The sequence below is a fragment of the Galbibacter pacificus genome, assembly GCF_029603165.1.
Classification (GTDB): domain Bacteria; phylum Bacteroidota; class Bacteroidia; order Flavobacteriales; family Flavobacteriaceae; genus Galbibacter; species Galbibacter pacificus.
The window spans coordinates 716,954-743,805 of sequence record NZ_JAQSVC010000001.1 but is presented as its reverse complement, the minus strand read 5'-3'; the positions used below and the strand labels follow the sequence as shown (position 1 = coordinate 743,805).

23 protein-coding genes and 1 riboswitch are annotated in these 26,852 nt (G+C 39.9%); of the genes, 16 read left to right on the top strand and 7 right to left on the bottom strand.

Annotated features, from left to right (window positions below; all coding sequences use genetic code 11):
• The first annotated feature begins 45 nt into the window (after positions 1-45).
• Positions 46-109, top strand: a riboswitch (Fluoride riboswitch).
• Positions 110-148: 39 nt separating this feature from the next.
• The 4 genes from PSF86_RS02975 (at position 149) to PSF86_RS02960 (ending at position 2,696) form a co-directional block, all read left to right on the top strand.
• The gene (locus PSF86_RS02975) at positions 149-1,453 is read left to right on the top strand and encodes a voltage-gated chloride channel family protein (protein WP_277898576.1); all 1,305 of its coding nucleotides are present in this window, start codon (positions 149-151) and stop codon (positions 1,451-1,453) included.
• Entirely contained in the window at positions 1,450-1,794 is a 345-nt protein-coding gene (locus PSF86_RS02970) for a hypothetical protein (RefSeq protein WP_277898575.1), read from the top strand. Before PSF86_RS02975 ends, PSF86_RS02970 begins: the two co-directional genes overlap by 4 nt.
• Before the next feature lie 143 nt (positions 1,795-1,937).
• Positions 1,938-2,372, top strand: a complete 435-nt coding sequence (locus PSF86_RS02965; protein ID WP_277898574.1) for a hypothetical protein — start codon at positions 1,938-1,940, stop codon at positions 2,370-2,372.
• 27 nt (positions 2,373-2,399) lie between these two features.
• Positions 2,400-2,696, top strand: coding sequence for a DciA family protein (locus tag PSF86_RS02960; RefSeq protein ID WP_277898573.1), 297 nt, complete (start codon positions 2,400-2,402; stop codon positions 2,694-2,696).
• Positions 2,697-2,942: 246 nt separating this feature from the next.
• On the opposite strand, the gene PSF86_RS02955 is transcribed toward PSF86_RS02960, so the two are convergent.
• Together PSF86_RS02955 and PSF86_RS02950 are read right to left on the bottom strand one after the other, a co-directional pair.
• Positions 2,943-3,362, bottom strand: a complete 420-nt coding sequence (locus PSF86_RS02955; protein WP_277898572.1) for a nucleoside-diphosphate kinase — start codon at positions 3,360-3,362, stop codon at positions 2,943-2,945.
• Between the two features lie 210 nt (positions 3,363-3,572).
• Positions 3,573-4,601 (bottom strand): alkaline phosphatase D family protein, encoded by a 1,029-nt coding sequence (locus PSF86_RS02950; protein ID WP_277898571.1) that lies wholly within the window; start codon positions 4,599-4,601, stop codon positions 3,573-3,575.
• Between the two features lie 74 nt (positions 4,602-4,675).
• Between PSF86_RS02950 and PSF86_RS02945 the strand changes: the two genes are divergently transcribed.
• From PSF86_RS02945 to PSF86_RS02925, 5 genes are all read left to right on the top strand, one after another.
• Positions 4,676-5,689: a DHH family phosphoesterase gene (locus PSF86_RS02945; protein WP_277898570.1), complete on the top strand. Its 1,014-nt coding sequence runs from the start codon at positions 4,676-4,678 to the stop codon at positions 5,687-5,689.
• On the top strand, positions 5,686-6,252 hold the full coding sequence (gene gldI, locus PSF86_RS02940) for a gliding motility-associated peptidyl-prolyl isomerase GldI (protein WP_277898569.1): 567 nt from the start codon (positions 5,686-5,688) through the stop codon (positions 6,250-6,252). Before PSF86_RS02945 ends, gldI begins: the two co-directional genes overlap by 4 nt.
• Before the next feature lie 11 nt (positions 6,253-6,263).
• Entirely contained in the window at positions 6,264-7,379 is a 1,116-nt protein-coding gene (locus PSF86_RS02935) for a peptidylprolyl isomerase (RefSeq protein WP_277898568.1), read from the top strand.
• Positions 7,380-8,229: 850 nt separating this feature from the next.
• Positions 8,230-8,379 (top strand): hypothetical protein, encoded by a 150-nt coding sequence (locus PSF86_RS02930; RefSeq protein WP_277898567.1) that lies wholly within the window; start codon positions 8,230-8,232, stop codon positions 8,377-8,379.
• A 356-nt stretch (positions 8,380-8,735) separates the two neighbouring features.
• Positions 8,736-9,269 (top strand): NADPH-dependent FMN reductase, encoded by a 534-nt coding sequence (locus PSF86_RS02925; RefSeq protein ID WP_277898566.1) that lies wholly within the window; start codon positions 8,736-8,738, stop codon positions 9,267-9,269.
• 46 nt (positions 9,270-9,315) lie between these two features.
• On the opposite strand, the gene PSF86_RS02920 is transcribed toward PSF86_RS02925, so the two are convergent.
• Positions 9,316-10,779, bottom strand: coding sequence for an aminoacyl-histidine dipeptidase (locus tag PSF86_RS02920; RefSeq protein ID WP_277898565.1), 1,464 nt, complete (start codon positions 10,777-10,779; stop codon positions 9,316-9,318).
• 183 nt (positions 10,780-10,962) lie between these two features.
• Between PSF86_RS02920 and PSF86_RS02915 the strand changes: the two genes are divergently transcribed.
• The 4 genes from PSF86_RS02915 to PSF86_RS17830 all read left to right on the top strand — a co-directional run bounded on the left by PSF86_RS02915 (position 10,963) and on the right by PSF86_RS17830 (position 16,616).
• Positions 10,963-11,973, top strand: a complete 1,011-nt coding sequence (locus PSF86_RS02915) for a DUF3810 domain-containing protein (protein WP_338424010.1) — start codon at positions 10,963-10,965, stop codon at positions 11,971-11,973.
• A gap of 76 nt (positions 11,974-12,049) precedes the next feature.
• Positions 12,050-15,055, top strand: coding sequence for an amidohydrolase family protein (locus PSF86_RS02910; RefSeq protein ID WP_277898563.1), 3,006 nt, complete (start codon positions 12,050-12,052; stop codon positions 15,053-15,055).
• Between the two features lie 7 nt (positions 15,056-15,062).
• Positions 15,063-16,358 (top strand): amidohydrolase family protein, encoded by a 1,296-nt coding sequence (locus PSF86_RS02905; RefSeq protein ID WP_277898562.1) that lies wholly within the window; start codon positions 15,063-15,065, stop codon positions 16,356-16,358.
• A gap of 51 nt (positions 16,359-16,409) precedes the next feature.
• The gene (locus PSF86_RS17830) at positions 16,410-16,616 is read left to right on the top strand and encodes a zinc-ribbon domain-containing protein (protein ID WP_407933304.1); all 207 of its coding nucleotides are present in this window, start codon (positions 16,410-16,412) and stop codon (positions 16,614-16,616) included.
• A gap of 433 nt (positions 16,617-17,049) precedes the next feature.
• Here PSF86_RS17830 and PSF86_RS02900 read toward each other — a convergent pair whose 3' ends face one another.
• The 4 genes from PSF86_RS02900 to PSF86_RS02885 are packed head-to-tail and all read right to left on the bottom strand — an operon-like array spanning position 17,050 to position 22,149.
• Positions 17,050-18,486 carry a TolC family protein gene (locus tag PSF86_RS02900; RefSeq protein WP_277898561.1) on the bottom strand — a complete coding sequence of 479 codons (1,437 nt, stop codon included), beginning with the start codon at positions 18,484-18,486 and terminating at the stop codon, positions 17,050-17,052.
• Positions 18,464-19,831 (bottom strand): HlyD family secretion protein, encoded by a 1,368-nt coding sequence (locus PSF86_RS02895; RefSeq protein ID WP_277898560.1) that lies wholly within the window; start codon positions 19,829-19,831, stop codon positions 18,464-18,466. Before PSF86_RS02895 ends, PSF86_RS02900 begins: the two co-directional genes overlap by 23 nt.
• 3 nt (positions 19,832-19,834) lie before the next feature.
• Positions 19,835-21,481, bottom strand: a complete 1,647-nt coding sequence (locus tag PSF86_RS02890; RefSeq protein WP_277898559.1) for a peptidase domain-containing ABC transporter — start codon at positions 21,479-21,481, stop codon at positions 19,835-19,837.
• Positions 21,478-22,149 (bottom strand): TetR/AcrR family transcriptional regulator, encoded by a 672-nt coding sequence (locus PSF86_RS02885; protein ID WP_277898558.1) that lies wholly within the window; start codon positions 22,147-22,149, stop codon positions 21,478-21,480. The genes PSF86_RS02890 and PSF86_RS02885 overlap by 4 nt, the downstream gene beginning before the upstream one ends.
• Before the next feature lie 261 nt (positions 22,150-22,410).
• Between PSF86_RS02885 and PSF86_RS02880 the strand changes: the two genes are divergently transcribed.
• From PSF86_RS02880 to PSF86_RS02870, 3 genes are all read left to right on the top strand, one after another.
• Positions 22,411-23,211 carry a TrmH family RNA methyltransferase gene (locus tag PSF86_RS02880; protein WP_277898557.1) on the top strand — a complete coding sequence of 267 codons (801 nt, stop codon included), beginning with the start codon at positions 22,411-22,413 and terminating at the stop codon, positions 23,209-23,211.
• Positions 23,212-23,276: 65 nt separating this feature from the next.
• Positions 23,277-24,515: a M48 family metallopeptidase gene (locus PSF86_RS02875; RefSeq protein ID WP_277898556.1), complete on the top strand. Its 1,239-nt coding sequence runs from the start codon at positions 23,277-23,279 to the stop codon at positions 24,513-24,515.
• 121 nt (positions 24,516-24,636) lie between these two features.
• Positions 24,637-26,841, top strand: coding sequence for a RelA/SpoT family protein (locus tag PSF86_RS02870; RefSeq protein WP_277898555.1), 2,205 nt, complete (start codon positions 24,637-24,639; stop codon positions 26,839-26,841).
• Positions 26,842-26,852: the final 11 nt, after the last annotated feature.

Genomic DNA, 26,852 nt, shown 5'->3' with positions numbered 1-26,852 from the left:
ATCTTCAACCTATACAGTTAATTTATTTTTTAGTGTAAATTTGCAGCTTCATATGGCAATGAGGCCTGCCTTGAACCGCTTTATAAAAGCTGATGGCTTCTACTTTAAATGGCTTATGCCAAAGTAGAATTGTATATAAAAACGCCATATGAACATTCTCAAAATTAAAAATTTCTTGAGCTCTTTTGAGCAAATCCCTTCCTTGATTTATTTATTAAAATGGATTGTAATATGTTTATTGCTGGGAATTGTAGCCGGAAGTATTTCTGCATTTTTTCTTATTAGTTTAAACTGGGCAACCGGATGGAGAGAATCACATATATGGATTATCGGTCTTCTTCCTGTTGGCGGTTTGATTATTGGGCTATCTTACCATCTTTATGGAAACAGTGTCGTAAAAGGAAATAATTTATTGTTGGAAGAATTTCATTCACCTAAAAAAATCATTCCGTTTAGAATGGCACCCCTTGTTTTATTTGGCACTGTTGTTACGCATTTGTTTGGGGGTTCTGCGGGCCGGGAAGGTACGGCTGTACAAATTGGAGGTGCAGTTGCAGATAGATTTACAAAAATCTTTAAACTCTCCAAAAGAGACAGGAGAATTGTATTAATTGCTGGGATTAGCGCAGGTTTTGCTTCGGTTTTTGGAACACCGCTCGCCGGCGGTATTTTTGCTCTGGAAGTGCTTGTTCTGGGCAGAATAAGGCTTGATGCCATTATACCAAGTTTTATGGCAGCGGTATTTGCCGATTACTTTTGCAGTATCTGGAATGTTGGACATACACATTACCATATTAAAACAGTTGCAGAAATAAACCCTGAAAACGTATTATGGGCTTTATTGGCAGGTATTTTATTTGGTTTGGTAGCGATGCTATTTTCTAAATCCACACATTTTTGGAACAGCCTATTTAAAAAATTTATTTCATATCCTCCACTGCGCCCTGCTATTGGGGGTGTTATTTTAGCAATAGCTATTTATGCAATGGGGACTACAAAATATATCGGGCTTGGAATACCGACCATTGTGGATTCTTTTAATATCAAGCTTAATTCTTATGACTTTTTGTTAAAGCTATTATTCACATCTTTTACTTTAGGAGCCGGTTTTAAAGGAGGAGAAGTAACACCTCTTTTTTATATTGGGGCGGCTTTAGGGAATGTTTTGATATGGTTTATCCCGCTACCAATGGGCTTATTAGCCGGAATGGGCTTTGTGGCTGTTTTTGCTGGAGCCACCAATACTCCTATTGCATGTACCGTAATGGGCATTGAGTTATTTGGCGTAGAATCTGGAGTATTTATTGCCTTGGCCTGCAGTACAGCCTATCTATTTTCAGGTCACTCAGGGGTATATTCTTCACAAATAATAGGAAGCCCTAAACACACCTCATTCATTAGGGAAAAAGGCTTGCATTTGTCTGAAATTAAAAATAAAAGAAATAAAAAATGAACAACATAATTACCATTAGAATTTATTTTGAATATGGTCAGAAAATAAAAGACCGTTCTTTTTGGAAGAAAATATATGCTCCTGATTTTTCTACAGAACTAATAAAGCGGGCCAAAGCTCTTGACCTACACCAGGTTTTAAACATTAACATCGGTAAAGGGTATTTCAATAAGGAAAAAATCAATTGGGGCGTTGGAGAGACTCGTCATTATAATCATCCACATTTAATAGAAATTACAGATAATGAAAAGAAAATAAGCGCTTTTTTGGAACAAGAAAAAGCATTGCTCCTAAAAACCAATGTAATTATCGTAAAAAATGAAATCCTAGTTCGCCCATAAAATGAATTCATCGGAATACCCCCACATCATTTAATGAATTCTAACGTTATATTTTAAGATTCTTCCATATAAAATTGCAGGGTTTTTAAACAGTATGCGCTAAACTTTTACCTAACTTTGTAATTGGCACAAAAACATTTGTATTGAAATTAAAAATAGTTATCGGGTTAAGCTTTTTACTTTTGGGCTGTTCCCAACAAAAAATTGAAAACCTTAGCCAGTTAAACGGCTATTGGGAAATCGAGAAGGTTACTTTCCCTTCCGGGGAAAGCAAAGGATATAAGGTAAATACGGTTATCGATTTTATTCAGGTAAAAAACGATTCGACCGGGACCCGTGAAAAAGTAATGCCACGATTGGACGGCACTTTTATTTCCATGAACGAATATGAAAGCTTCAGTATAAAAAAAGAAGACGGGCAATTTTTTATGGTTTATAATAATGAAGAGGGGTATAGAAAAGAACAACTTGTTAAATTAACCAAAGACATTTTTGCCGTTAGTAACGACCAGGACAAAACCTATTTTTACAAACGCTTTGAAAAATTCTCATTAAAAAAGGGCTCTGCGGAGCATTAAAACATTAGCTCATTTAACTTATATAAAATGTCCAAAAGACGCAACGAATACATATCGCTTAACGAAGCTTTAAAAGAATTTGTTCAGGAAAACAAGTTGGATAAAGGCATGGATAAAGTCGATGTAAAAAATGCATGGCAAAAACTTATGGGCAACGGCGTTAACAATTACACAACGCAAGTAGTGCTAAAGCGCAATGTGCTTTATGTGTCTTTGTCTTCGGCCGTATTGCGGCAAGAACTGAGCTACGGGAAAGAAAAAATTGTAACAATGCTCAATGAGGAGCTGGGCAAAGAGGTGGTCAAAAGTATTGTTTTAAGGTGATTGTTGTATTAATTAGGGACTAGGGATTAGTTTAACGATCGTTGATGAATTTAAACTTTTGAACCTTTTGCAACTTTGAAACAAAAACCTGAAACCTTGAATAACAGTGACCAGGGATAAGGGACCAGTTATTTGTTAATGGTTAATTGAACTGTAAGGAGATACGTTTTTATTGAATACTACTGTGCTAACCATAAAAAAACTCCATCACTTTACAGCAATGGAGTTTCACTATTTTTTTCTTGCTTAAAAAACTTCCCTTCCCGAAAAATGGAAAGCGCCTTCAATAGCTGCATTTTCATCGCTATCGGAGCCGTGAACGGCATTTTCACCAATGGAGGCCGCGTATAATTTACGAATGGTACCCTCGGCAGCTTCATCTGGGTTGGTAGCCCCGATAAGCGTTCTAAAATCTTCTACTGCATTGTCTTTTTCAAGAATAGCCGCCACAATGGGGCCGCGGGTCATAAATTCAACCAATTCCCCAAAAAACGGGCGCTCTTTGTGGATTGCATAAAACGCTTCTGCATCACGCTTGCTTAACTGCGTGTATTTCATTGCAACGATTTTAAACCCTGCTGCAGTTATTTTTTCAAGAATAGCCCCTATATGTCCGTTTTCTACGGCATCAGGCTTAATCATTGTAAATGTTCTGTTTGTTGCCATTTTTCAATAAAATTTTGCAAGCCACACTGGGCTGCATCCTAATTTGTATTTGTTTGCGCTATTATTTATGCCAAACATCCCTTTATGGGTTTTTTAAATTTGCGGCAAAAGTAAGGGTTTTATATTTATTTTTACTTTCTGATGGAAAAAAATAAAGACTTTTAATCAAAGGGAGGGCTACCGAATTAAGGTCATTGCATAAAACAGGCATCAATACCCCTGCTCCAATTCGTTTAAAACCCGGTTTCCGTTTCCTATCATTTCCATGGTTACCCTGTGGTTTTTCATATTGAGTTTTAACAGGCCAAAGCTCTTTTGAATTACCACTTCTCCTACCCTATATGGGTTTTCTTCTCCCGAATAGGCTTCATAGGTATGTGTAAGCCCACTGGAAGTAAAGTCTATTAACGGGTAACTTAAATCGCTAATGTTAATTTGAGAAAATTCAGAAATATGGCGATCTCCAGAAAGCATGATAACCCTTTGGGCGCCACTGGATTTTATCAATGTAAACAATTTTTCAACTTCGCCCGGGAAATTGCCCCATGTTTCAAAGCCGTGTTTATTGGACAGCACCTGAATACTGCTTACAATAATATTAAAAGTTGCCGTGGAGCCATTTAGCTCGTTGGCCAACCAGGCCCATTGCTTTTCCCCAAGTATGGTTCCCACGCCCTTTGGGTTTGGCATAAAGCGCTTACCGTCATCGCCCAGGTTTTTGGTAAGCGGGCTCCTAAAATAGCGTGTATCCAGCACAATTACCTTTACATCGCCCGCTGTGGTATGGTATGTTTTGGCATTGTATACCCCTTCCTGGCTCCTTCTCGGGTCGTGTTTTGGCACATCCATAAAATTTAAAAAAAGCTCCTGTGCCTCTTTCTTCATCTTCCAGTCGGCACCGCCATCGTTTACGCCATAATCATGATCGTCCCAAGTACCAATTATGTCCATGTGCTTCTTTATTTCCTTATAGCCGTCTTGGTAACGCTGTTCTTCATAATCTTTGCGCATTTCGCGCACGTTATCGGTATCAGAATATATATTATCGCCACCCCAAATCCATACGGCCGGTTTGTTTGCAAGCACATCGTCCCACAATAAATTTTGTTCGCCCTGCTTGTTGCAGGAACCAAAGGCGATAACGAAATTGCCCTCGGAAAGCGCATAGGTACTATTTTTTACCGATTTGCACCCGAAGCAAAGCAAAGCTGCCCCAAAAACACAGAGTATTACACGCATAGATATAGTTTATACTTACAAATGTACTATTCCTTTTTCAAGTTTTCTATTATTAAATTGTATATTAGCCCACAATGGAAAAAAGTAAGATAAAAGAACTAAAAAAGGTACTATCCTCACCAAAAAAGATAGTTGTTATCCCTCACAAAAACCCAGATGGCGATGCCATTGGATCCAGTTTAGGGGTGTACCATTACTTAAAACAAAATAAACACGATATTAGTATAATTTCCCCCAATGATTATCCCGATTTTTTAAAATGGATGCCCGGCGAGGAGGTCGTTATCAAGTACGATGCCCAAAACGATATTGCCTGCAAGAAGATAAAAGAAGCCGAACTGATATTTACCTTGGATTTTAATTCGTTGAGCAGGATCGATGAAGTTGCCAACGGCTTAAAGGCCTTTACGGGAGATTATGTTATGATAGACCATCACCAGGCGCCCGATGATTATGCAAAGTATACCTATTCTGACACGTCCATGAGCAGCACCTGCGAAATGGTATATAATTTTATCGACTTTCTGGGAGAGGCCCATAAAATAACTGCCGAAATAGCCACCTGCCTTTATACCGGCATTATGACAGACACCGGTTCTTTCCGGTTTCCGTCCACAACCAGTGCCACGCACCGCATTATTGCCAATTTAATTGATTATGGCGCCAAAAATGCCCTGATCCACAACGATATTTTTGACACAAATTCGCTAGACAAGCTTCATTTATTGGGCTGTGCACTTAAAAATTTGGTAGAGCTGCCGCAGTACCATACCGTTTACATAACCCTTTCTAAAGAAGAACTGCAACAATTCAACTATAAAAAAGGCGATACCGAAGGCTTTGTAAACTATGGACTTTCCTTAAAGGGAATAAAATTTGCAGCTATATTTATTGAAAGCGCCCAAGAGAACATTATAAAGATATCGTTACGCTCCAAAGGCGATTTCTCCGTGAACGAATTTGCCAGAAAACACTTTAATGGCGGAGGCCATATAAATGCCGCCGGGGGAAGGAGCGAAATGTCTTTAGAAGAAACTACCGCATTTTTCGAAAAAACCCTGAAAGCATATAAAGAAGAACTACAATGACAAAAACCTGCTTAATTATATTTGCCCCGCTATTAATGCTGGTGGCCTGCAAACAGCCTGAGGCCCGGCGGCCCGTGAGCGCCAAAACGGGCTCTTTTATGCGGACCTCTATTGAAAGGAACAAAAACCTGCTGGATTACGAAGAAAAACGTATAGACAGTATTATTGCCAAAGACAGCCTGCACCAATACCACGCATCTTCCAATGGGTACTGGTATTATTTTGACATTAGGGACAGTACGCAAAATTATGTTCCAAAAGAAGGAGACGTAGTAAAAATTAATTACGATATTAGGTCGCTCTCCGAAGAAACCATATATTCAAGTGAAGAAATCGGGGAAGTACATTTTAAGGTCGACAAGGAAGACTATTTTCCGGGGCTGCGCACCGCCGTAAAGCTGCTTAAAGAAGGCGAAAAGGCTACTTTTTTGTTCCCTTCGTCACTAGCATACGGATATCATGGCGATGACCAGCGGATAGGCACCAATCAACCTATAAAAAGTACCATTACGCTTATCGATATTATCGAAAAAGCATCAGACAGTATAAAAACAAATAATTAAATATAAATTCAATGAAAAAATTAAGTTTTATTTTCATTTTGGCCATTGTGCTTACCTCTTGTTCAAGCTCTAAATACTCCGATCTGGGAGATGGTTTGTATGCAGATATCCAAACCACCAAAGGAGATATGATTGTAAAACTTTTTTATAATCAAACCCCAATAACCGTAGCCAATTTTGTAAGCCTTGCCGAAGGGACCAATACCTATGTGAGCGATACGCTTAAAGGCAAATTGTATTACGATGGGGTAACCTTTCACCGCGTAATCAAGGATTTTATGATACAAACAGGCGACCCAACTGGCACTGGAAGCGGGAATCCTGGCTATAAATTTAAAAACGAAATTGTTGACAGCCTAAAACACGACAAAAAAGGAATGGTTTCCATGGCCAATGCAGGCCCCGATACCAATGGGAGCCAGTTTTTTATTACACACAAGGCAACCCCTTTTCTAGACGGGAAATACTCTATTTTTGGTGAAGTTGTAGCGGGACTGGGAGTTATAGACAGTATTGCCAATGTAGAAACCTCGCAAGACCCGGCCAATAAAGACAGGCCCATAGACACCGTTAAAGTCAACCATGTACAAATAGTCCGGGTTGGAAAAGAAGCCAAAAGTTTTGACGCCTCAAAAGTATTTGAAGACTATTTTGCCGAAGAAGCCGAAAGACAAAAAGCTATTGAAGATGCCAAAAAAGAAATAGCCAGCGAGTTTGAAGCCCAGAAAGAAGAAGCCCAAAGCAGCGAATCCGGACTGCATTACATCTATATAAAAGAAGGTACCGGCGAAAAACCAAAAGTAGGGCAAACAGCATTGATTGATTATGCTGGGTATTTTGAAAATGGAAATGTTTTTGATACCAGTATACTTGACATTGCAGAAAAATTCGGCAATGTAAACCCTGGCAAACTGGACAGGGGCCTGTACAAACCCGCACCAATGGTAATAAGCCCCGACGCTACCTTGATCCCGGGCTTTAAAGAAGGCATCATGATGATGAAAGTAGGAGATAAACTACGCTTGTTTATCCCTTCTTACCTAGCCTATGGCGATTCTGGTTACGGGCCCATTCCACCAAAAACAGATTTGGTTTTCGATCTGGAAATGACGGGCATTCAAGAATAGAAAAGAACTCCTGTATAGAAAACCCGAAGAACTTATACACACCCCCGCCCGATGGCAAAATCCATCTGGCGGGTTTTTTATATCTCCAGACAGGTTGGTCGCCGTATCGGTTGGGGATCCAAGAGATTTTTTAGTCCTTTTCATTAAATGTTGCCACCTAATCAATGAAGGAACATCGGCCATAACAGTACCTGATGTACGGGAGGTTGCAATTCAGAATTATGTTAACAAAAAGAAAGCTCTTGAAAAAGATTCTTTTAATGAAAGTAACACATTAGAATCTTATATTAATTTCTTAAGAGCTGCTATTTTTCTCAAAAAAAGACATTTTTTTTAATTGAAAATGATCGCCTAAACAAAGCAGAATTCATCAATCAAGCTATCAAGGAACTTGTGGGTTTAAGGTTTCTACACGTTATAGGAAATAACACAAGCGCTGCCCCATCCGACGGTAAGAGATATTCGGTATACCTACTCGATGTTAGTCTTTATGATAATGGACGACCTAGGAATTTTAAAGAAGTTGAGCCAGATATTCAAACCAATAGACAGGGTGTTCGTGGTGCTCCAAGGGTAACAATAACTAAACTACAGGAATTACATCAATAAAAACTAACACCGGTAATTATAGTTATTGCACAAACCATTAATTTTATAGAAACAGGATAGATTTAAGCCCTTTATGGCCTTTTATTTTGTTGCATAATTTAGTTTGCATGCTAAAAGCATCTTTATCTCAATTTAATTTTTTTGTAACTTTGATTTTATAGGTTTAAGTTTAGAAAATAAAAAAATTGAATTAATTCAATGGCTATCAACATTAAACGACAGGTCATCGATTGACAAACTAATGAAACTAAGAAAGGAAGAAAAGGCGGACCGGAGGGATAAAATTTCAGCTAGTGAAAAACGATCTATAGAAAAAGGGATTGAAGATGCCGATAATAAAAAACTAACTTCTCACTCAAAAGTGAGAGGAATTTATGAAAAGTGGTTATAAAATACTATGGGGAGACCATGCAATATCTGAACTTAAAAAACTATTGAATACCTCGAAAATAATTGGGCCGAAAGAGCATTAAGAACCTCTTCTGCAAAATTGGACCATCCCATTGAGCTCATTACAAAAACACCCGAAATTCTCCCTGCATCATTTGAGAAAAAGAACATAAGAAAAGCTGTTATTGAAAAACATAACTACCTATACTATCGAATTAATAAAAATTCAGTATAAATTATCTCCTTATTTTCAAATAGGAAGAATCCAAATAAGAAAAAAATATAAAATCACGGTACAACTCGTTAATTACATAAAAATAACATAGCTTCAAGCCAAAATAACGAGAATAGAACGAAATGAACACTAAAAAAAGGATAATTGGAATTTGTGGAAGTGCCAGTCGAAACTCGGGAAATTTGGCAATTCTAAAATATATCTCTGAATTGGGGAAATCCGAAATGGAATTGGAAATTATAGCGGATCTGACCGAATTCCCACATTATAAAACTGAATTGACTGACGAAAATGTACCGAAAAAAATAACTGATTTCAGAAATAAAATATCCTGTTCGGACGGAATAATAATCTGTACACCTGAATATGTTTTCAGTATTCCAAGTGGACTAAAAAACATACTTGAATGGTGCGTTTCAACAACTGTGTTTTCGGATAAACCGGTCGGACTTATAACAGCCTCGGCCAGCGGAGAGAAAGGACACGAGGAATTGAAACTGATTATGAAAACAATTCAAACTTATTTTACGGACGACACAACTCTTCTAATTCAAGGAATAAAAGGAAAAGCATCTAAAGACGGGGAAATAATAGACGGCAAAACTGAAACCGAAATACACAAATTAATCAAATCGTTCAAAGAATTGACTAAATAGCCAATAATCATTTTCGCTACACATGCAGTTATTTATGCTCCATTTTCTAATCCTTTACGGGAATTTCCTTTAGTATCTCTTTTAAGAATTTCCAGAATTTTTCTACCGAGGCAATATGGGCCCTTTCATCGGGGGAATGTGCTCCTTTTATGGTTGGCCCAAAACTAATCATGTCCATTTCGGGGTAATTTTGCCCCAATATACCGCATTCCAATCCGGCGTGGCAGGCAACCACTTCCGGGGCTTCTTTAAAGAGTTCTTGGTATTTTTCATTAAGCACCTTTAGTATGGGGCTGTTTACGTTGGGTTTCCATCCCGGATATTCCCCGCTATACTTTACCTCGCAACCACACAGCTCGAAAGTGGCCCTTAACGAGTTTGCCATGTCTATTTTGGAGGTTTCTACCGAAGACCTTGTTAAGCAAAGCACCTTAATTTTCCCTTCGCCTATTTTAACACGTGCAATGTTATTGGAGGTTTGTACCAGATTTTCCATATCGGGGCTCATAACATACACACCATTATGTGCTGCATACAATGCCTTTGTAATGCCTTCCTGAACGCCAATATTCATTACCTTGTCGGGAGTGTCGGTAGCTTCGGCAGAAATAAACAAGGAGGGTTCCATGGTTTTGTACTCTTTTTTTATTGAAGTGGCCAATTGGTTAAACTCCAAGGCAAAAGCATCATGATGGATCCTGTCCACAACTACAATGGCTTCACTTTCCCTCGGGATGGCATTTCTAAGTCCGCCCCCGTCGATCTTGGCAATCCTAAGTCCAAAATTTTCAAACCCGTCAAACAACAACCGGTTCATTATTTTATTTGCATTCCCAAACCCACGGTGGATATCCATTCCGCTATGCCCACCTTGCAGGCCTTTTACAGCTATTTTATAGGCCGTAACATCTTCCGGGGTTGTTTCTTCTTCGTATTTTCTGGAAGCGGTAATATCAATGCCCCCGGCGCAGCCTATATCTATTTCGTCGTCTTCCTCGGTATCCAGATTTAAAAGTATATCGCCGGCAAGCAGCCCTTCCTTAAGGCCTTGGGCACCTGTCATCCCGGTTTCTTCATCAATGGTAAAAAGCGCCTCGATGGCAGGATGCGCTATTGTTTTGCTCTCCAAAATGGCCATTATGGCCGCTACGCCCAAACCGTTATCGGCCCCTAAAGTTGTTCCTTTTGCCTTTACCCAGCCATCTTCTACAAACATTTCTATTCCCTGGCTACTAAAATCAAAAACAGTATCGTTGTTTTTTTGGTGTACCATATCCAAATGCGATTGCAGTACCACCGTTTTCCGGTTTTCCATGCCGGGGCTTGCCGGCTTTTTTATAATTACATTCCCTACTTCATCCTTAAAAGTTTCCAAATCAAGCTGTTTTCCAAAATCGAGCATAAAGGCTATTACCTGTTCTTCTTTTTTAGATGGTCTTGGTACCGCATTTAGGTCGGTAAACTTATTCCAAACTTCTTCGGGTTGTAGTTCTCTTATTTCTGAATTCATTAATGTATACTTGTTTTTTACAAAAATAGGGATTTTTAACAGCCCTGTGCCTTTATAAAAAAGAAGTTCTCTTATTTGTTTGTTAACTGTTTTAATAAACTGCAACTTATTTCTATTTTTGACTTTATGTCCAATCGGGTTAAAACCATTTTAGCTTTATCCATTGTTCCTCAAATCATCTTCGTGAAATGGTTGGCGGGATATCCTTGGTTTATTGAAGAATACTACAGTACATTGGTATATCCAATAATATCCAAAGGCTTTCGCTACGTCTTTGGCTGGGTCCCTTTTTCGGTGGGCGACATTTTGTATACCATTTTAGCCGTATTGATAATTAGGTTTTTAATTTTAAAGGGAAAGATGTTTTTTAACAGTACCCGCTATTTTCTCAGGGAAGTCTTGCTTGTGGTTTCGTTTGCGTACTTTGTCTTTCATGTATTTTGGGGCTTTAATTATTACCGCTTGCCCATCCATAAAAAACTAAAAATAGACAATGAATATACGTCTGAGGAACTCTATGCTTTTACCGAAAAATTAGTTGCCAAAAGCAACTCCATACATAGCAAACTGGTTGATTCGGACACCATTATTGTTAAAATTCCATATTCGAAAAAAGAGATTTATGGCATGTCCATAAACGGTTATCAAAACCTGGTAAAAAAAATCCCGGATTTTCAATACCATCCCAAAAGCATTAAAACTTCGTTATACAGTACGGCCCTGACCTATATGGGGTACAGCGGTTACTTAAACCCATTTACCAACGAGGCACAGGTAAATGGCCTACAACTTGATTTTAAGTACCCTACCGTCAGCTGCCACGAAGAAGCACACCAAATTGGGTATTCGGCGGAAAACGAGGCCAATTTTATCGCTTTTTTGGCGGCTACTTCAAACAACGACCTTTATTTTCAATATTCGGGTTATATTTATGTACTGCGCTATTGTTTAGGTGAAGTAAAAAGGCGGGACATTAAAAAATTTGAAGAATTCAACGGTAAAATTCATCCAGGTATCATTAAAAATTACATAGAAGTCGCCAATTTTTGGCGTCGTCATAAAACCAAGGCCGAGCCTGTTTTTAAAAATACGTTCAACTCTTTCCTAAAAGCAAATAATCAAAAAGAAGGTCTAAAAAGTTACAGTTATGTAGTAGCACTGCTTGTAAATTATTATAAAGACAAAAATTTATAGATACACTCGTAAAATAACCGTTTTCATCTAAAAAATTTTAAATTTACTTACCACTAATTTATAACTCTTATAATAAATGAAAATCAAACTATGCATTTTAGCACTGTTCGGGTGTTCTTTATCTTTATTTTCTCAAGAATATTTCCCACAAAACGACGGTGTTAAAACAGAAAACTCCAACTACACTGCATTTAAAAACGCAAAAATTTACGTGACCCCTACCAACATTATTGAAAACGGAGTGCTCCTTGTCCAAAACGGAAAAGTGGCCGCCGTTGGCAGTTCGGTTTCCATTCCCGAAAACAGTGTTACCATCGACCTTAACGGGAAGTCCATTTATCCTTCCTTTATCGATATGTGTTCCGATTTTGGAATTTTGGCCCCCAAAGAACCGCAAAAAAGCAATACCCCACAATACGATGCATCACGCGAAGGCTATTATTGGAACGATCATGTGATGCCGGAAAACAGGGCAGTTGAAAAATTTTCTTTTGAAGAAAAAAGAGCCAAAGAATTGCTAGATGCAGGTTTTGGCGTTGTAAACACTCATATTTCCGACGGAATTATAAGGGGTAGCGGAGCATTGATCGCATTGAATGAAAATACTACAAATAGTGAAAGAATTATTGCCGAAGATGCCGCTCAATTCCTTTCATTCGAAAAAAGTAAAGCTTCCCGACAGGCCTATCCGACATCGTTAATGGGGGCCATTGCCCTATTGCGGCAAATGTATTTTGATGCACAATGGTATGAAGCAGGAAATGCAGAAGGAAAAGACCTTTCCCTGGAAGCTTTGATTAAAAACAGACCGCTTCCGCAGATTTTTATTGCAGATGATAAATTAAACGACTTAAGGGCAGACAACCTTGGCGACGAATTTAAATTGAATTACATTATAAAAGGTGGCGGCAACGAATTTGAGCGCATTGATGAAATCGTAGGCACCAAGGCCTCTTACATTATCCCGCTAAATTTTCCCGATGCTTACGATGTTACCGACCCCTACATGGCCAACAAAATTTCTTTGGAAGAAATGCTGTTGTGGAACCAGGCCCCTACCAACCCAAAAGTATTGGCCGAAAACAATGTAACTTTTGCCATTACCGCAAAAGACAATAAAAAACTAACCGATTTTAAGGCAAACCTCTTAAAAGCAATTGCATACGGTCTCGATAAAACCACGGCCTTGGAAGCCTTAACTACAATCCCCGCTTCCTTACTGAACGAAAGCGATGAAATAGGGACCTTGGAAAAAGGGCGTTATGCCAATTTTTTAATTACCTCCGGCGATATTTTTGATAAAGAAACCACACTTTACGAAAACTGGGTTCAAGGCAACAAACATGTTGTAAATAATATGGAAACCATTGATATCCGGGGAGAATATACCTTGAATATCAATAGCGAAAGTTATGCGCTTTCCCTCTCTGGTGAACTTGAAAAAATAAAATCGGAACTTAAAAAGGGGGCCACGAAGATTGCTTCAAATATTACGTACCAGAACGGATGGCTGCACTTATTTTTCAACCCTAATGGCGATGCCGACAAAGATCAATTCATCAGGCTTTCTTCTTTAATTGCTTCCGAAGGAAATTTAAAAGGTGAAGCGGTACTTACCAACGGAAACACAACAAATTGGACAGCCATCAAAAAAACTTCACAAGAAAAGGAAAAAGAAACCGAAACGGATGAGATTCCAAAAGTATTTCCCGTTACCTATCCAAATAAGGCCTTTGGTTTAAAAAGCCTGCCCCAACAACAAACCATATTGTTTAAAAATGCCACGGTTTGGACCAGTGAAGATACCGGCATTTTGCAAAACACGGATGTTTTGGTAAAAAATGGAAAAATTGCCAGCATGGGTACAAATTTATCCGCATCGGGCGCAAAAATCATAGACGCAACCGGGAAACACCTCACCGCAGGGATTATAGACGAGCATTCGCATATTGCGGCCGCCGCAATTAATGAGGCCGGGCATAACAGCTCTGCCGAAGTTACCATTGAAGATGTCGTTAACTCTGAAGACGCGGACATATACAGAAATTTATCAGGGGGCGTCACTACCATTCAAATACTGCACGGATCGGCAAACCCGATTGGCGGACGTTCAGCCATTATAAAACTAAAATGGGGCGAGGACCCAACCGGCCTTTTATACAAAGAACGCAGCAAGTTTATAAAATTTGCCTTGGGCGAAAACGTGAAGCAATCCAATTGGGGAGCTTCGCAGACCATCCGTTTTCCACAGACCCGCATGGGCGTGGAGCAGGTTTTTACCGATTATTTCCAAAGGGCCAAAGAATACAGTGAACAATGGAAAGCATACAATGCGCTTTCTTCTTCTAAAAAATCCAGAACAAAAGCCCCACGCTACGATGTGGAAATGGAAACCTTGGCCGAGATATTAAACAAAGAGCGTTTTATTACCTGCCACTCCTATGTGCAGAGCGAAATAAACATGCTCATGAAAGTAGCCGAGAAATTCGACTTCAACATTAACACTTTCACCCATATTCTGGAAGGCTACAAAGTTGCCGATAAAATGAAAGAACACGGGGTTGGCGGCTCTACCTTTTCTGATTGGTGGGCTTACAAATTTGAGGTAAACGATGCCATTCCCTACAATGCCGCAATTATGCACGATCAGGGAATTACCGTCGCCATCAACTCAGACGATGGCGAAATGTCGCGAAGGCTAAACCAAGAAGCCGCCAAAACTATTAAATACGGCGGTATGAGCGAAGAAGAAGCATGGAAAATGGTTACCATCAACCCTGCAAAGTTATTGCACCTCGATACCCATATTGGAAGTATTAAAGAAGGGAAGGATGCCGATTTGGTTTTATGGAGCGACCATCCGCTTTCGGTGTACGCTATTGCCGAAAAAACAATTATTGAAGGTGCCGTTTATTATGACTATGAGCAAATGCAGGAAGCAGAAACCCTAATCCGACAGGAAAAAAACGAGCTCGTTAATATGATGATACGTGCCAAAAACAACGGGGTAAAAACACAGGCCCCAAAAGTAAAGGAAGACGAAGCGTTCCATTGCAACACACTAATTTATCAATTGAAATAGCCTTAAAATGAAAAATTTAATATATATAGCCTTTTTGATGATAACCCACATCATCTTAGCACAGCAAACACCAGCATCGCCCCAAACAACATCCATCTTGATAACAGGGGCCACAATACATATTGGCAACGGAACCGTGGTAGAAAACGGGGCCGTTGGTTTTAACGATGGAAAAATCACCTACGTGGGAAGTGCCTCTGCTGTTGATAAAAATGAGTTTAGCCAAGTAATAGATGCCGTTGGAAAACATATATATCCCGGCTTTATTGCCTTAAACTCTACATTGGGACTCGTGGAAATTGATGCGGTACGGGCCACCGATGACGAGGACGAAATTGGTTCGCTCCTGCCCCATATCCGGAGTTTAATTGCCTACAATGCCGAGTCTAAAGTGGTAGAAAGCATGCGCCCAAACGGAGTTTTAATGGGGCAGGTTACCCCACGGGGCGGTAGTATCTCCGGAACATCCTCGGTGGTACAGTTTGATGCCTGGAACTGGGAAGATGCGGCCATAAAGGTCGATGATGCCATTCATATGAATTGGCCAAACAGTTTAAAAAGAGGGCGTCCATGGCGGGGCGAGGACCCGGGGTTGAAACCCAACGAGGATTATACCAAAGAAATAGACGGGATAATACACTTTTTAATGGAAGCCAAAGCATATCTGGCGGGAAACCAAAACCCCAGGAATCTGCCTTACGAAGCTACCAAAGGTCTTTTTGACGGCACCCAAAAACTATTTATTCATGTAGACGGAAAACGCGAAATTACCGATGCCGTTAATTTTGCCAAAAAAGCAGGCATTGAAAAAATAGTGGTTGTTGGCGGCGACCAAGCCGATGAAGTCAGCGGTTTATTGGCCTCAAATAATATTCCCGTAGTGGTTAAGCGCCCGCACCGGCTCCCGAGCAGTGATGATGAAAACATCAAACATACCTTCATGCTGGCCTCATTACTAAGCAAAGCGGGCGTATTGTGTAGTATAGACCCGAGCGGGAGCATGGAACGCATGAATACACGGAACCTGCCATTTTATGCCGGATCTTTTGCCGCTTATGGAATGGCCAAGGAACAGGCCGTACAATTGATCACTGAAAATGCCGCTAAAATAGCCGGGGTAGACAAGCTGGTTGGAACTATAGAAACAGGAAAGGACGCTACGTTGTTTATTTCAGAGGGCGATGCACTGGACATGCGGACAAACATTATCAGTAAAGCTTATATTCAGGGAAGGGACATTAGCTTGGAAACCCACCAAACAGAACTGTGGAAACGCTATACCGAAAAATACGGCAAAAAATAGTAATTACCCTAATATGTTCAACCTCATTTTTTGACCTAAACGTATAATACTATGATTATTTTTGGAACAAGGGGCATTAAGTCTACCATTAAATCCGGCGACTTTAACTGCCCCCGATGCGACACAAGCAAACCTTACAGGCACCGTAAGGTCACCAAATTTTTCACGCTTTATTTCATTCCTATAATTCCACTTGGAAGTGCTGGCGAATATGTTGAATGCAACCATTGCAAGGGAACTTTTATCCCCAGGGATTAAGCTATAAGAGCCTACCACACAAAACTCAATGCATGTGACCATCAAACATTTAATGGTTTTAATGATTTTAGCCGATGGAGAAATAGCTAATAGCGAGAAGGAAATAGTATTTAAAATTCTAAACAAATATATATCCAGAACAATATAGATATGGGCCAATTGGAGGCGCTTATTGAAGAAATTGAGAACAACCCTGAAAAAATCGACACCTATTTAAAGCAAATTACCCCGTCTTTAAACGAACATGGTAAGGAAAATATTATATAATGTGCTTTTGCAGTTGCGGCGGCCGATGGCCATATTGATTCATCAGAAATAAATTTAATTAAAGAAATGGCATAAATTATGGAAATGTCGCCAAGCCATTTCAAGGGCATTTTAAGTGAATTGACCCAACCGGACACCAATTTCAGTCAAAATTAACTAAGCGTTTTTATATTTTAGCCAAAGCCCGGTACAAATCGGCAACTATTAAAAAATAGGTGTTTTCCAGTTCTATTTGTGTCACTTTGGCTTTTACCAATTTGTTTTCACGGGTATTAATATAAAATATGGAGCTTTCGCCCAACTCGAAAAGCCTAACCTCTGCATCGAGCATTTGTTTATAATCGGCAATTAGGTCCATGTTCATGCCCATTTGTGATTGATACGACTCCAGCTCGGCATATTTAGACCTCACTTTATTTTGAAGTGTTTGCCTTTGAAACTGCAATCCATATTGTGCATTGTTAAGCTCGGCCTCTGCTATTTTCACTTCTGCCCTTTCCTTTCTCAACAAAATAGGGAACGAAAGCGAAGCCCCAATTTTATAATCGTCCCAATTATAATTATTAAAATAATTTGGTGCTGCTATATAGTTGTAATTGAGCCGCAATTTTGGCAAAAGCTTATTCGCCTTTAACTTGCGGTCCACCTCTTTCATGTCTATTTTAGTACTCAAGGCATTCAATTTTGGATGATTTTCAAGGTTCATCTCGGTGGCCATGGGATTAATGCCCAATACATCCAACATATTATCTTTTAGGTTTTCTTCCGGCACCATTTTTTCCGAAAGTTCCAAAGGGATATCATCCGCTGCCCAAAGATAATTAGAGAGGTGCAGCCGGCTTTTTGTTAATTTAAGTTCGGCCTGGTCCCGTTCAAGCTTGCGCGTTTTAAGTATAATCCCGGATTCTACACTATCTATTGGCGACAGCTCTCCAAGTTCGATAGCCTTTTTTATCCATTGTTGGCGTTCCAATGCATTATGGTAAAACCTTTCGTAAAGCATCACTTTTTCGTACTGCTGCTTCCAGTCCAGATATGCTTCAGATGCTTCAAAAAGTGCATCCATTACTGCCAAGGTCCTTTCGTAATCACCCAATTGCCGGTAAAGCTTTCCCTTTTTAACTTCCGCCATGCGCTCATTAATCCATAGTCCCTGACCAATAGGTACAGAAACCCCAATGCTTGCCAGCCCATCTTCGGGAACGTAATTTTCAGGGTTTAAATATTCCCCCTGATTTCTATCGAAAGCTGCCTTAAACTCTACCCCGTACCAGGTTGGCACTTTAAGGTTGCCGTTGAATAAGTTGTAATATTCTTTATCGTCGAAACGCTTTTTATAAAAATCAGCCGATATTTTTGGGTCGAAATACCCCCTTGCCTTTAATAATTTTGCCTGGGAGGCACTTACAATAAGGTTTGCCTGCTTTACCAAAGGATGGTATTTTTTTACAATGCCCAGAAATTCATCATAGGTAAATTCTTGGTTGGCATTTTGAGCCTGTGCAATTCCCGTAAAGCACATAAGCCATAATAAGCCACACCCAATTATATATTTTCTCAGTTTTTGTTGCAAACTAAGTTTACTTGTTTGTTTTTTCTGCATTTGCTTTTGTATTTGCACCCGTTTGGGTCCTGTAAAAGTTAGGCGGGAACCCGTTTAATGTCCGCCATATTTCAAACCAAATAGGAACCGTGTCCAACAAGGCAAGGGTTTGTGTGCCCGCACCAATGCTCAATAGCTTTGGCCAGGGCTTATCACTCGGGTCGGGGGCTATTAATACCCGGTATTTACCATTGGCACTTATAAAATTCTCCTTGGCCACAATAACGCCCCCAAAGGTACCGTACGAAACCCCGGGCCAACCGCTAAAAACAATTGTAGGCCATCCATCGAACCATATCCTGACCTTTTCTCCCTTATTTATTAAAGGATAATCCATGGGCTCCACATACGATTCCACGGCAATTTCAAAAGATGCCGGCATAATACTCACTATCGAGGCGCCTTCCTTGACCGTTTCCCCTAAACCCGATTGTAATGCCCGGTTCACATAACCCGTTTGGGGCGCGGTAATATAATACATGCCATTACGGAGCTTGTAATTGGCAAATTGCGACCGGAGTTTGCTTACATTCGATTCGGTATCAAATTGGGTGCTCAATGCCGTTTGGCGGTCGCTGTTTGCCTTGGCCAGTTTTTCCGAATAGGATGCCGACAAACGGGTAAGCTCCATTTCGCTATTGATCAATTCGTTCTGGCTTGCCAAAAACTTATTCTCTTGTGTTATTATCTTGGCCTGCATTTGCTGAAGCTTAACCCTCTTTTCTTCAACATACGTCATAGGCTTTAGGCCTTCCTCGTTTAAATTGAATGCCCGCTGATATTGAGTTTCGGCAATACTTAACTGCGTTTTTATGGCTTCCAGTTCCATACTGTCGCTTTCTACTTTAAGCCTACTTTGTTTTAATTTATTATCGGCCTGTTTAAGTTTAAGTTGTCTTTCCCTTTTAATGGCTTCAATTTGCTCTCCAAGGGCTTCCACCTTGGCCATGTACGATGCAACAGCATTTTCTTTGGCCTTGACCTGGCTTTCGGTATTCTCGATAAGGTTGGGGTCCAAATACTCCGATTTTGTCTCGGAAATGTATAAAATGGTATCGCCCTTTTCTACATAATCCCCTTCCTGCACATACCATTTTTCTATCCTACCGCCAATAATGGCATGCACCGTTTGTGGCCGTTGTCCGGGTTTGAGCGTAGTTACAAAACCGCTTCCGCTTATATTTTGCGTCCACGGCAGGAACAAAACCAAGATCAATGCAATAAACACACCCCAAACAACTTTACGGATGATTTTATAGTGTTTGTTGTCGGCAAAAATCTTCATGGATTTAAACCTGCCAACATCTATATAGTTATGGATTCTATTATCTGAAATATTCAACATAGCTTAATTTTTTAAAGTACCTTGTTCCATATAAAAACTCTTATTGCATTTTGACTTCCAATAAGGGTTCTTTGAAATTACCACCAATGTCCAGGGCTTGTCTTTGGCAGTCATGTAATCAATAATTTCTTTAGCAGAGTCCTTATCTACATTTTCCAAAGGTTCTTCCAGAAAAATCATCCTGGGATCGGAAAGGACACAGCGGACCAATAATATTTTTTCGACGATGGAAGACGAAAGCTGTTTTCCCCCCGAGTGGACCTTTGTGTCCAATCCGTTAGGAAGGGACTTGATATATTCTGCCAGCTTTAAATCTTCCATTACCGACACTATCCTTGCAAGTGAAATATCGGGATTTTTACAGGTGATATTCTCTAAAATAGTCCCTTCAAAAACATTGTCGTTAACGTTTATGGTACTTATGTTAAACCTAAAATCTTCCAAGGAATACTTTTTATAGTTAGTCCCATTGATATATAACATGCCCTCTGTGGGTTCTATTACACGGCTTAAGAGCCTGGCCAGTGTTGTTTTTCCCGATCCGTTGGGCCCTTCGATAAGAATACGGTCGCCTTGTGCTATCTCCATGGAAACGTCCTTGAGCACAAACTGGTCGGAATCGGGAAACTTGTACGACAACCCCCTTGTTTCAATAGCTATGGGCTTTTCGTTTAATTTATACTGCCCTTCTTCCTCTGCATCCAACTCGATATCCATGACCTTTCCTATTTTTTCCAACGATGCCAGCACGTCGTAAAACAACTCTGTGCCCGAAAAAAGTTTTTCAACGGCATTGGTAATATTCAGAATAATAATTTCGGCGGCCACAAACTGACCAATGTTCATTTGCTGATTTAATACCAGCAAACCGCCAATAATAAGCAGTCCTGCCGTCATAAGCACCTTAAACCCGGTAAGTTGTATAAACTGTCTCCTTAAAATATCGAAGTGGCTTTCCCTTCCTTTTAAATAACCGCCAACCAAATCATCATTTTTGTCGAGGGAAAAATTAAAAACCCTTTTGTTTTTGAAGCTCATATGGTTTCTTGCTATTTCCTGCAACCAATGCGCTACCTTGTATTTATAGTTAGACTCCTTCAAACTTGTTGCCACACCCGAAGAAAAGTTTAACCTGAATATTAGGTATAACAACACAATGAGCATCATGCCAAACAGAATGAAAAAAGAATGGTATAGCGATAAAAGGATAATGCCGAAAATAACCTGAAGCGCAGCTCCGGAAATATCCAGCAATAATTTTGAAACGCCCTTTTGGACATTGAGCGTGTCGAAAAAGCGGTTGGCAAGTTCTTCCGGCAAATAAGGGTAAAGCTTGCTGAACTTCATTTTAGGAAACCTATAAGCAAACTCAAAAGAAGACCGCACAAAGATCTTTTGTTGCAAATTTTCCGTTATACGGTATTGCATAATCCTAAAAACCCCAACCATTGCTACCCCCAGAACCACAATAATTACCAGCACTATCCAAGACGTGCTTACCTTTCCCGCCTGAAGGAAATTAACAATGGATTGTATCCCCAAGGGAAGCGACAAACTGATTACCCCGGCAAGGATGGAATACAAAAAAATCTGGTATATATCTTTTTTATCCACTTTCAGCAAGCCTCTAAATCTTTTAAATGGTGTCATAGCAATATTTTATCAAGGGTTTTAATATAAAACGATGCGACTTCCCCATCATGACCGGAAAAATCGGTAATCGCTTTAAAGTGTTGTTTAAAAAAATGCTGGTTAATGGTACCAACAACTATGGATGAAGCCAATGTTTTACTGTATGGATAATCGGGCTTAACTTCAGATATGATATCGGCCAGCAAAAGGTTTATCCTCTTGTAGACCAAAAAAAAACCATCCTTGTTTTCCTTGTCCACTTCCTTGGTGAGAAATGTTTTGGAATACTCGGAAATTATAATCCTGTTAAGTATGGCCTCATCTATATATGCCGTTGTCTCATCGTCTTTTACTTCGGCAGCAACCACTTCAATTACCCTATGCAGTTTTTGCAGGGGGTCGGCAATGTTCTGGATGGAAAACAACATCCTGTATTCTATCCAGGACCAGTACCAGGAAGATAGATACAATAACAATTTGTGCTTGTTCTCAAAATAGCGGTATACCGAACTTTCATTGGATCCTATGCATTGCCCCAACCTTTTAAAGGTGAAGGATTCAAATCCTATCTGGTCGATAAGGATAATGCTATACTTAAGGATTTTCCTCCCTAATTCGGAAGATTCAGGGTCCTTCAGGTATAACTTCTCATTAATTGTAAAACGTAAATTTCCAGGAAATTCCATTTAATTTTCAGCATTTTAATATGAAAGCGCACAAAATTAATAGTAACACTATTAACTTATGTATATTTAACGTTAATTAACAGTAAAAAAACGGGATTCTCAAAAGCGGGGTTTTTAATTATTGATGTAAAAAAATAAGGCCGTTATATTTGAAATATCGTAATGTATATTTTATAAAATCATTCATGCCCAATGAAATTCAATGCCAAATAGGAATATTGTTTTCCGGTGATTTTAATTTATTTTTGAAAAAAAATAGCGTTGAAAGAAATTACCAGCACTCAAAACAATCTTGTAAAACAAATTTTACAGCTCAAGGAAAAATCCAAAGAAAGGCGCAAGTCAGGACTTTTTGTTATTGAAGGACAACGGGAACTCAAACTGGCCCTCAAGGGAAATTACAACATACAAACCCTTCTTTTTTTTGCCGATATTTTTTCTGAAGAAAATCTGGACGCTTTGATCAAAAAACTTCCTTCGGTAGAATTTATTAAAATCTCAAAAGAAGTATATCAAAAACTTGCGTATAGGCAAACCACAGAAGGAGTTTTGGCCATTGCCCAAAGCAAACCGCATAGCTTAAACAGTTTGGATTTAAAAAACGCAAATCCGTTAATTTTGGTGGCCGAGGCCCCAGAAAAACCCGGAAATATCGGTGCATTGCTCCGCACGGCAGATGCGGCGAATTTGGACGCGGTAATCATTGCCAATCCAAAAAGCGACCTGTACAACCCGAACATCATCCGTTCCAGTGTAGGTTGTGTCTTTACCAATAAAATTGCAACGGGCACGACTATGGAGATTATTGAATACCTGCAATTAAAAAAAATTGCCATCAACTGTGCCGCCTTGACGGCACCGGTAAATTATAGTACTTTGGATTATACCGTTCCAACCGCCATTGTTGTGGGAACCGAAGCTACCGGACTTAGCGGGGAATGGCTCGATGCTTCCGACCAGAACATTCTTATCCCCATGCAAGGCGAAATCGATTCCATGAATGTTTCGGTAGCTGCCGCCATCGTTATTTTTGAGGCAAAAAGGCAACGTGGTTTCTTGTAAATCTCAGAAAAAGTCCATGGCCTAAAAAAACAATCCTATTTTTGTAGCATCCAATTATTTAGAAGATGACACCACAAACCATTTTTTATAGCATCATAACGATCCTGCTGCTCGATTTTATCGTTGATAAGATCCTGGATTACCTCAATGCCAAGAATTTCGACCGTCCCGTCCCAAAAGAATTAAACGATGTCTATGACGAGGGCGAATACAAAAAATCGCAGGCTTATAAAAAAACCAATTACAAATTTTCCAATATCAGTTCCCTGTACTCTTTAATGCTTACACTGGCCTTTTTCTTTTTGGACGGGTTTGAATTTGTGGACAAGCTTGCAAGGGGCATCAGCAACAATGAAATAGCCGTGACCCTTATTTTCTTCGGGACCATTCTATTGGCCGGTGATATTTTGACCATACCCTTTTCTTATTACCATACTTTTGTCATCGAAGAAAAGTTTGGCTTCAACAAAATGTCAAAAAAAACATTTTTCCTTGATAAGCTAAAAGGATGGCTGATGATGATCGTCCTGGGCGGCGGGATACTCTCGCTCGTTATATGGTTTTATATGCTGACGGGTGCTGATTTTTGGATATACGCCTGGGCATTGGTGGCTGTTTTTACCGTTTTTATCAATATGTTTTACAGCAACCTTATAGTCCCACTTTTTAACAAGCAAACCCCCTTACAAGATGGGAGCCTACGGTCAAAAATAGAAGTATATGCCCAAAAGGTCGGGTTTGAGCTGGACAATGTTTTTGTGATAGACGGCTCAAAGCGCTCTACCAAGGCAAATGCTTACTTTTCGGGGTTTGGCAAACAAAAAAGGATAACCCTGTTCGACACCCTTATAAAAGATTTGGAGGAGGATGAAATTGTAGCGGTGCTCGCACACGAAGTGGGGCATTACAAGCGCAGGCATATTATTTTCAACATTACCGCATCGGTCGTATTAACCGGTTTGACCTTGTACATCCTTTCCCTTTTCATCAACATTCCCGAACTCTCCTTGGCCATTGGCGTTAAACAGCCCAGTTTTCATGCAGGTTTGATTGCCTTTGGTATTTTGTACAGCCCCATTTCGGAAATTACGGGACTTATCATGAACTATTTTTCCAGAAAATTTGAATACCAGGCCGACGATTATGCAAAAGAAACCTATGCTCCATTACCGCTGATCACATCCCTTAAAAAGCTGTCCAAAAACAGTTTGAGCAATCTAACCCCGCATCCGGCGTATGTATTTGTGCATTATTCGCACCCTACATTACTGGAAAGGTTTAAAAATTTGAGCGCACAACATTAATATATAGTGTATTCTCATACCTTAGAAGCGCCCTTTTCTGTAAATAAACTTGTTAACATCTCCATGAGAATAGGGCATGGAATTTGTTGTTAAATAATAAAGATTATAGTATTTTTAGTATATGAGGGTATTGGACATAGAAAAAGAAAACAAGCAGATTGCCAGGCAATACAAGGAATTGTTGCGCATAAGTTACCAAACACTTTCTGATGAAGACAAAAAATTAATCAGGTTGGCGTTTGATACTGCCGTTGATGCACATAAGGACCAACGGAGAAAAAGTGGCGAAGCTTATATTTTCCACCCTATTGCGGTTGCAAAAATAGTGGCACAGCAAATAGGGCTGGATGCAACTGCCATTGCGGCAGCTTTGTTGCACGATGTGGTGGAAGACACTTCGTATACGCTCGAAGATATGGAACGCCTGTTTGGTGAAACCGTGGCCAGGATCGTAGACGGTCTTACCAAGATTTCACAAATGACGTCCGAACAGGACATTTCCCTTCAGGCCGAAAATTTCAGGAAAATGCTGCTTACCCTAAACGACGATGTCAGGGTAATACTCATAAAAATTGCCGACCGCCTGCACAATATGCAGACCATGGACTCCATGGCCGATCATAAGCAGGTAAAAATTGCGTCGGAAACACTGTACATTTATGCCCCGCTCGCCCATAGGATTGGGCTTTATAACATAAAAACCGAACTGGAAGACCTTGGTTTAAAATATACCGAGCCAAATGTCTACAACGACATCTTGAGCAAAATGGAAGAAAGCAAGGAAGACCAGGAAGCCTACATAAGTTCATTTAGCAATGTTATCAAGGAAAGCCTTGATGATGAAGGGCTGAATTATGTGATCAAAGGACGGCCAAAATCCATTTTTTCCATCCGCCGGAAAATGAAGGCCCAAAACGTGGGCTTCGATGAAGTATACGACAAGTTTGCCATCCGTATTATCTACAAAAGCGACCGCGAAAACGAAAAGTTTCTCGCCTGGAAGATATATTCCATCGTCACAGACCACTTTAGGCCCAACCCGACGCGTTTGCGCGACTGGATCTCTTCCCCAAAAACTACCGGGTACGAAGCACTGCACATTACCGTGATCGGTCCCAAGGGCCGTTGGGTGGAAGTGCAGATACGAAGTGAGCGCATGCACGAAATTGCAGAAAAGGGATATGCGGCCCACTTTAAATACAAGCACGGCGACCAAAAAGAACAGGGAATTGAAATTTGGCTCAACCGCCTGCAGGAAGCCTTGGAAAACGCCGAAGGAAATGCAGTGGATTTTGTTGAGGAATTTAAACTGAACCTCTATTCGCAGGAAATTTTTGTTTTTACCCCAAAAGGCGAATTAAAATCATTGCCAAAAGGGGCCTCCCCACTGGATTTTGCCTTTAATATCCATACGGAAGTAGGCCTGAAAACACGTGGGGCAAAAGTAAACGGTAAGTTGGTCCCGCTCAGCAAAGAATTAAAGAGCGGCGATCAGGTAGAGATCATTACTTCCGAGAGTTCAAAACCAAATGCCAACTGGTTGGATTATGCCACAACGGCCAGGGCCAGGGCCAAAATAAAATCTTCCCTGAAAGAAGAGAAGAAAAAAATTGCCGAAGAAGGCAAGGAAATCCTCCGTCGAAAATTAAAGCAGCTTAAAATTACCCTTAACGAAAAAGTGGTAAACGATCTGGTGGTCTATTTTAAACTGAAAACCAGCTTGGATTTATTCTACCGCATCGGGATCAGCACCATAGACAACCAGATGCTAAAGGATTTTGCCGCCTCGCGAAACAATACCTTCATTAATTTCTTTAAAAATAAAATGCGCAAGCCCGCATCTTCCGAAGAAATTAACAAAGAAGAAATTACCACCAATTACGACCAGCTTGTTTTTGGCAAGGAGGAGGAAAAACTGGACTATAAATTTTCCAATTGTTGCAGCCCCATCCCCGGAGATGAAGTTTTTGGTTTCATTACGGTAAACGAAGGCATCAAGGTGCACAAGAAAAACTGTCCCAACGCCATTACCCTCCAGTCCAATTATGCATACCGGATTATTCCCGCAAAATGGATCGATTCGACACAACAGGAGTTCACGGCCATTATTAAATTGGACGGGATAGACAATTTAGGGCTGGTAAGCAACGTTACCAAGGTAATTTCCAACAACATGCACGTAAACATGAAAAACATCAACTTTGAAACCGAAGGCGGTGTTTTTTCCGGAAAAATTACCGTGGAAGTTAAAAATAAAACCATCTTAAAAAAATTGTTAGAAAACTTGAAAAAAATTAATGGTATCGATAAAGTAAGACGAATTTAATTTTAAATACT